The organism is Mesorhizobium sp. M2A.F.Ca.ET.039.01.1.1 (genome assembly GCF_003998035.1).
GTDB lineage: Bacteria > Pseudomonadota > Alphaproteobacteria > Rhizobiales > Rhizobiaceae > Mesorhizobium.
In genome coordinates, this window is sequence record NZ_RZRY01000359.1 from 1 (window position 1) to 6,587 (window position 6,587).

General features: G+C 62.9%; 5 protein-coding genes. 1 reads left to right on the forward strand and 4 read right to left on the reverse strand.

Annotation, left to right across the window (positions count from 1 at the left end; translation table 11 throughout):
* The 4 genes from EOA24_RS23590 to EOA24_RS23605 all read right to left on the reverse strand — a co-directional run.
* Positions 1 to 912 (reverse strand): ABC transporter ATP-binding protein (locus EOA24_RS23590; protein ID WP_133374586.1); only part of this gene is annotated, 912 nt, incomplete at its 3' end.
* A gap of 79 nt (positions 913 to 991) precedes the next feature.
* Positions 992 to 2,089 carry a polyamine ABC transporter substrate-binding protein gene (locus EOA24_RS23595; protein WP_127410116.1) on the reverse strand — a complete coding sequence of 366 codons (1,098 nt, stop codon included), beginning with the start codon at positions 2,087 to 2,089 and terminating at the stop codon, positions 992 to 994.
* Between the two features lie 558 nt (positions 2,090 to 2,647).
* Positions 2,648 to 3,598: a DMT family transporter gene (locus EOA24_RS23600; protein ID WP_126079085.1), complete on the reverse strand. Its 951-nt coding sequence runs from the start codon at positions 3,596 to 3,598 to the stop codon at positions 2,648 to 2,650.
* Positions 3,599 to 3,809: 211 nt separating this feature from the next.
* Positions 3,810 to 5,252 carry an XRE family transcriptional regulator gene (locus EOA24_RS23605; protein ID WP_126079086.1) on the reverse strand — a complete coding sequence of 481 codons (1,443 nt, stop codon included), beginning with the start codon at positions 5,250 to 5,252 and terminating at the stop codon, positions 3,810 to 3,812.
* 248 nt (positions 5,253 to 5,500) lie between these two features.
* Between EOA24_RS23605 and aceA the strand changes: the two genes are divergently transcribed.
* A partial coding sequence (aceA, locus tag EOA24_RS23610) for an isocitrate lyase (RefSeq protein ID WP_127410117.1) occupies positions 5,501 to 6,587 on the forward strand: 1,087 nt, incomplete at its 3' end.

Sequence of the window (6,587 nt, forward strand, 5' to 3'; positions counted from 1 at the left end):
GATCTTCTCCGGCCGGATCGCGAAGACGATGTCGGAGCCGGCAGCGGCGTTGCCGCCATTGTCGACGACGATCTGGGCGCCGGTCGCGCCGGTGATGCGCGTCGCGTTTGCCGTGTGCTCGGCAACCTTGCCCTCGAACATGTTCACGTTGCCGACGAAATGCGCCACGAAACGCGAGGTCGGCGCCTCGTAGATCTCGGCCGGCGTGGCGACCTGCATGACCTCGCCCTTGTCCATGATGGCGATGCGATCGGCCATGGTCATGGCTTCTTCCTGGTCGTGGGTGACGACGACGAAGGTGAGGCCGAGCTCCTGCTGCAGGTCCATCAGCTCGAATTGCGTTTCCTCGCGCAGCTTCTTGTCCAAAGCGCCGAGAGGTTCGTCGAGCAGCAGAACCTTGGGCCGCTTGGCGACCGAGCGCGCAAGCGCCACGCGCTGGCGCTGACCGCCCGAGAGCTGATGCGGCTTGCGCTTGGCGAACTGCTCGAGCTTGACCAGCTTCAGCATCTCCGCGACGCGTTTTTCAATATCAGGCCCCGGCATACCTTCCTGCTTGAGGCCGAAGGCGATGTTCTTCTCCACCGTCATATGCGGGAACAGCGCGTAGGACTGGAACATCATGTTGACGGGCCGCTTGTAGGGCGGGATGCCGCGCAGGTCCTGCCCGTCCAGCAGGATGCGGCCCGCCGTCGGCTCCTCGAAGCCGGCGAGCATCCTGAGCAGGGTCGACTTGCCGCAACCGGAGGCGCCGAGCAGCGCGAAGAATTCGCGCTCGAAGATGGTCAGCGACAGATTGTTCACGGCGGTGAAGTCACCGAACTTCTTGGTGACCTTGTCGAACTGGATATATGGCTTGGCGTTCGGGTCGTTCCATGGCGCGAAATCCCTGCGGATGCTGCCAAGCGATTTCATGATCCCCACTCCGTTACTTTTTTGATTCCCCAAAAGAAAGCGACCCCGGCAGTTGGCTGCCAGGGTCGTGTCTCAATGCTTACTGACCGGTGACGATCTTGGTCCAGGTGCGCGTGATGACGCGCTGTGTCTTTGGATCATATGGCTTGACGGTATAAAGCTTCTTGGTCGTCTCTTCGTCGGGATAGACCGCTGGATCTTCCAGGATCGCCTTGTCGACGAATTGCTGCGAAGCCTTGTTGCCGTTGGCGTAGAGCACGTAGTTCGACGACTTGGCGATGACTTCGGGGGTCATCATGTAGTTGATGAACTCGAGCGCTTCGGCGACATGCGGCGCGTCCGCCGGGATCGCCATCTGATCGAACCACATCTGGGCGCCTTCCTTCGGCACCGAATAGCCGATCTCGACGCCCTGCTTGGCTTCCTCGGCGCGGTTGCGCGCCTGGAAGACGTCGCCCGACCAGCCGATCGCCAGGCAGATGTCGCCATTGGCCAAGGCGTTAATGTATTCGGACGAATGGAACTTGCGGATATAGGGCCGGACCTTGAGCAACGCGTCCTCGGCCTTGGCAATGTCATCGGGCGAGGTGCTGTTGGGATCAAGGCCGAGATATTTCAGCGCCGCCGGAATGATGTCGGCGGGAGAATCCAGCACATAGACGCCGCAATCCTTCAGCTTGGCCAGCTTGTCCGGATTGAAGAAAACATCCCAGCTGTCGATCTTGTCGGTGCCGAGCGCAGCCGTCACCTTCTTGACGTTATAGCCGAGGCCGACGGTGCCCCACATGTAGTTGACCGAATATTCGTTGCCCGGATCGTATTTGGCGGTGCGCTCGGAGATGACGTCCCACATGTTGGAGATGTTCGGCAGCTTCGACTTGTCGAGCTTCTGGAACACGCCCGCCTGAATTTGCCTGGCCAGAAAAGGTCCGGTTGTAACCACCACGTCATAGCCGGAGCCGCCGGCCAGCAGCTTCGTTTCGAGGATCTCGTTGGAATCGAAGGTGTCGTAGACGACCTTGATGCCGGTCTTCTTGGTGAAGTCGTCGATGATCGAGCTGTCGATATAGTCCGACCAGTTGTAGACGTTGACAACGCGGTCCTCGGCATGGCCGCCTGCCGTGAAAAGCGTCAGAAATACCGACGTCGCCGAAAGCCAGAGCGCTTTGCGGATCATAATGTTCTCCTTTGGTGAGTGTTCCCTTGCCGGCTCGTCGCGATATGGCGGCGCGGCATTGATTTCAGGCTATTGGGCTTTCCGAAGGGCAACAAGCGCGACCTGTCGGCGCTGCGCCGGGTTGCCGGTCGGTGGTCAAAGACCTCCCGCAGGGCGCCCTTGTAAGGTACCCGGGCGGCGTCAGCGGCGTTCGCCGTGGCGTGGGCAGAGATACGACGATGTGATCCGGCCCTGGTCGGGCCGGCAGAGACACTTGGCAAGATACGCCTGTCTTGTTGTTGCCGTGATCGCAGCCTGCCCGCCCGGCAGCGGGGTTGTCAATGGGGAAGGCTGCCTAAAGCGCGTCGCGCCGAGAGGGGTTCAGGCGACGCGCTTTCGGTCTTTGTTTTGATGCATGTCGTTCGCCCAAAAACCGCTGCGCACTTTTGGGCGACATGCTGTTGTCTTGATCGCATGTCGTTGTCCCAGGACCGCTGCACACTTCTGGGTGACATGCTGTTGTCTTGATGCATGTCGTTCTCCCAAAACCGCTGCGCACTTTTGGGCGACATGCATTGGTCAATTGGGTGACGGCAGGCCGGTGATGCCGGGGCGCGCCGGCCGCGCCTGACGTTTGAACTCCAGGCCGATATGGACGAGCAGCGCGGTGACCACGATCGCGCCGCCGATGATGGTGCGCACCGACGGCACCTCGGAATGGACGAGCCAGACCCAGATCGGCCCGAGGATCGGCTCGAAAGTGCCGAGCAGCGCCGCGATTGCCGCCGGCACGAGCCGGGCGCCCATGGCAAAAAAGGCGAGGCCGACGCCGAGGTTGACGACGCCGAAGGCGAAGAGGAAGCCCATGTCGCGTGCGGACACCGCAAACTGCGAGGCCTGGGCGGCGGCAAAGATACCGGCAAGCAGCGCGCCGAGACAGGTGGCCGGCACCATGCGCACATGAGCAAAGCGCCGGGTGATCACCGTCGCGAACGAAAACATCACCGCAATCAGCAGCGCCAGGCCGTCGCCGATCGGGGACACGGCCCCGTCGAGGGATTCAGAGACCATGATGGCAACCCCAGCGATGACGGCGGCGATGGCAATCCAGGTGGCTTGGCTCACGCGCTCGCGAAACAGCAGCCAGGCGAGCAAGGCGGCCAGAAGCGGCACGCCGGCTTGCATCAGGAGAATGTTTGCAACCGTCGTATAGGCAAGCGCAACGATAAAGCTGGTCGAGGCCGTGGCAAAGCACAAGGCCACGCCGAGACCAGGCAGGCCCATGTCGCGGAACAATCTCAACGTGCCCCGCCAGCCGTCGCGCCAGACCATGAACGCGACGAGGAAGGCCACCGCCCAGAGCGAGCGCCAGAACACCACGGCCCAGCTGTCGTCGACATGGATGAAACGGGCGATGGTGCCGCCAAAACTCCACATCAGCGCCGAGAGGAAGACCAGCAGCATGCCGATCCGCTCCTCGCGCGGCGAGACGTCTGGTAGGGCGACGCGAGGCGATGCGGTATCGGTCATGGACATGATTGTCAGCGAGTTATGCGCGCTATGGTGCACCAAGGACAACAGGAACTCTGCGTCTCAAACGACAGAACTGTGTCTCAATCGCGTAGCGCAAAGTAGAAAGCCGTGCGTGATCCAGCATTCACTGAAATGTGGGACAACGTCGCAGCGGTTTACTTCGACACAGGTCGAACCTGCGCCCACGCGCAGGTCCGGACGGCGTGTATCATCCCTGAAAATCGAAGGCGCTGAGGCCCGTCACCATCTCGTCAAGGCCGAGCGGGCGCGTCACCGGCGGCTCGGCGCGCGCCAGGCAGCCGGCGCGCTCGCAAAGCCTGCAGGCGGGGCCGACCGGAGTGGCGAAACCTTGCCCGGGCTTGCCGGGGGATCCGGCCGGCAGCGCCGCGCCATAGACGATCTCGTCGCGAAAGCCGATATCGCAACCAAGCAGGAGCGCGGTGCGGCGCGGCCGTTCGGAGAAGGCGCCTTGCGGGCCTTCCAGGGTGCGGGCGATGCAAAGGAACTCGGCGCCATCGGGCATTTCCACCGCCTCGACCAGGATCTGGCCCGGCTGCGAGAAGGCCGCGTGAATGGGAAGCTTGGGGCAGCCGCCGCCGAAGCGGCTTTGCGGATAACCCTGGCTGCCGGCCTTGCGGAAGCGGTTGCCGGCATTGTCGACTTCCAGCATGAAGAACGGCACGCCCGCCGCGCCCTGCCGCTGCAGCATGGTCAGGCGGTTGGCCGCCTGTTCGAAAGAGACGCCGAAGCGGGAACGCAAGACATCGATATCATAGCGGGCGCGAACGGCGGCGGCGTGGAAAGCCTGGTAGGGCATCATCAACGCATGCGCGGCATAGCGGCCGAGCTCGAAGCGGGCGAGCCGGCGGGCCTCGTCCGTGCCGAGCTTCAGCCCCTGGATCTCGCCCGCGACGGCCACCGACATGCGCATCAGGCTCGCCTCCATGGCGACTTCGCGCAGTTGATCGAAGGGCGACAGACGCTCCGACAGGAACAGGCGCTGCGAATGACGGTCATAGCGGCGGCGCCAGTTGGGCATGGTGGCGACCGGCAGCACCTTGACGACGATGCCGTGCTCGCGCCTCAACCAGGCCTTCAGCGCGCCGAACAGATCGTCGCCGGGCTCGAGGAGCGATGTGAAAGCCTCCGCCTCCTCCTCCAGCGCAGCAAAGTGGTTCGGCCGACGTTCGAACACTTCGTGGACTTCGTCGGCGGGCAGGCGCGCGCCGGACAGGGCGGTCGCCCTGCCCTCCTTGGCCAGCAGCTGGTTGAGATCGGACAGGCGCTCGGCCTGCTCGCGATAGGCGCGAAAGAGCTTCACCATCGCCGCCGAGGCATTGGGCGCCGTCTCGGCAAGGTCGATCAGCTCCTGATCACCGGGCAGTTCGCCGGCAAGAAGCGGATCGCTGAACGCTTCGCGCAAGGCCGCGATCGAGCCTTTGGTCTCTCCCTGCAATTCATGCGGATCGACCTTGTAGACGGAGGCCAGCTTGAGGATGAGTTGCACCGTCAGCGGCCGCTGGTTGCGTTCGATAAGATTGAGGTAGGAGGGCGAGATGCCCAATCCCTCGGCCATTGCCGTCTGGGTCAGCCCCCTGGCGTTGCGCAGCCGGCGCAGCCGAGGCCCGGCAAAGATCTTCTGGTCGGCCATCGCTTCCACCTTTGACAAGATTTACAGGCGCATCGAACCCAACGCCCGCCTTGCCGCTTTTACAATCATGACAAATTAACAGAGCGGACTTGTCAATGGCAACACAGCTTTTCCTTTATTTTCGGCACCAAGCGGCGGTTTCTCTGGCCTATTTCGCGCTGCAATGTAAACGTTGTCATACACAGACGTCGGGGATATGGCCTTGCGATGTGGCGCTGAAGCAGTTTTCAAACGATCCGGAGTGACCAATGACCGATTTTTACAACCTCGTCCCCTCCGCGCCGGAAGGCCGTTTCGATGGCATCGAGCGCCCCTACTCGCCAGAGGATGTGAAGCGGCTGCGCGGCTCCGTGCAAATCCGCCAGACGCTAGCCGAGATGGGTGCGAACCGGCTGTGGAAGCTCATCCACGAGGAGGATTTCGTCAACGCGCTCGGCGCGATGTCCGGCAACCAGGCCATGCAGCAGGTTCGGGCCGGGCTGAAGGCGATCTATCTCTCGGGCTGGCAGGTGGCAGCGGACGCCAACACGGCTTCGGCCATGTATCCGGACCAGTCGCTTTATCCGGCCAATGCGGCGCCGGAACTCGTCAAGCGCATCAACCGCACCCTGCAGCGCGCCGACCAGATCGAGACATCCGAAGGCAACGGGCTTTCGGTCGAGACGTGGTTCGCGCCGATCGTCGCCGATGCCGAAGCCGGTTTCGGCGGCCCGCTCAACGCCTTCGAGATCATGAAGGCCTTCATCGAGGCGGGTGCTGCCGGCGTCCACTATGAGGACCAGCTGGCGTCGGAAAAGAAGTGCGGCCATCTCGGCGGCAAGGTGCTGATCCCGACCGTGGCGCATATCCGCAACCTCAACGCGGCGCGCCTGGCGGCCGACGTGATGGGCACGCCGACGCTGGTCGTGGCGCGCACGGACGCGGAAGCGGCGAAGCTCTTGACCTCCGATATCGACGAACGCGACCGGGCTTTTGTCGATTACGATGCAGGCCGCACGGTCGAGGGCTTCTACAATGTGAGGAACGGCATCGAGCCTTGCATCGCGCGCGCCGTGGCCTATGCGCCGCATGCCGACCTGATCTGGTGCGAGACCTCGAAGCCGGATCTGGCACAGGCCAGGAAGTTCGCCGAAGGCGTGCACAAGCATCATCCGGGCAAGCTGCTCGCCTACAACTGCTCGCCGTCGTTCAACTGGAAGAAGAACCTCGACGACGCAACGATCGCGAAGTTCCAGAGGGAGCTTGGCGCGATGGGCTACAAGTTCCAGTTCATCACGCTGGCCGGCTTCCACCAGCTGAACTTTGGCATGTTCGAGCTGGCGCGCGGCTACAAGG

Excerpts from the sequence above, each read along its gene's own strand:
- EOA24_RS23605 (WP_126079086.1), bottom strand. The coding sequence starts at position 5,252 with ATGGCCGACCAGAAGATCTTTGCCGGGCCTCGGCTGCGCCGGCTGCGC.
- EOA24_RS23595 (WP_127410116.1), bottom strand. The coding sequence starts at position 2,089 with ATGATCCGCAAAGCGCTCTGGCTTTCGGCGACGTCGGTATTTCTGACG.
- EOA24_RS23600 (WP_126079085.1), bottom strand. The coding sequence starts at position 3,598 with ATGACCGATACCGCATCGCCTCGCGTCGCCCTACCAGACGTCTCGCCG.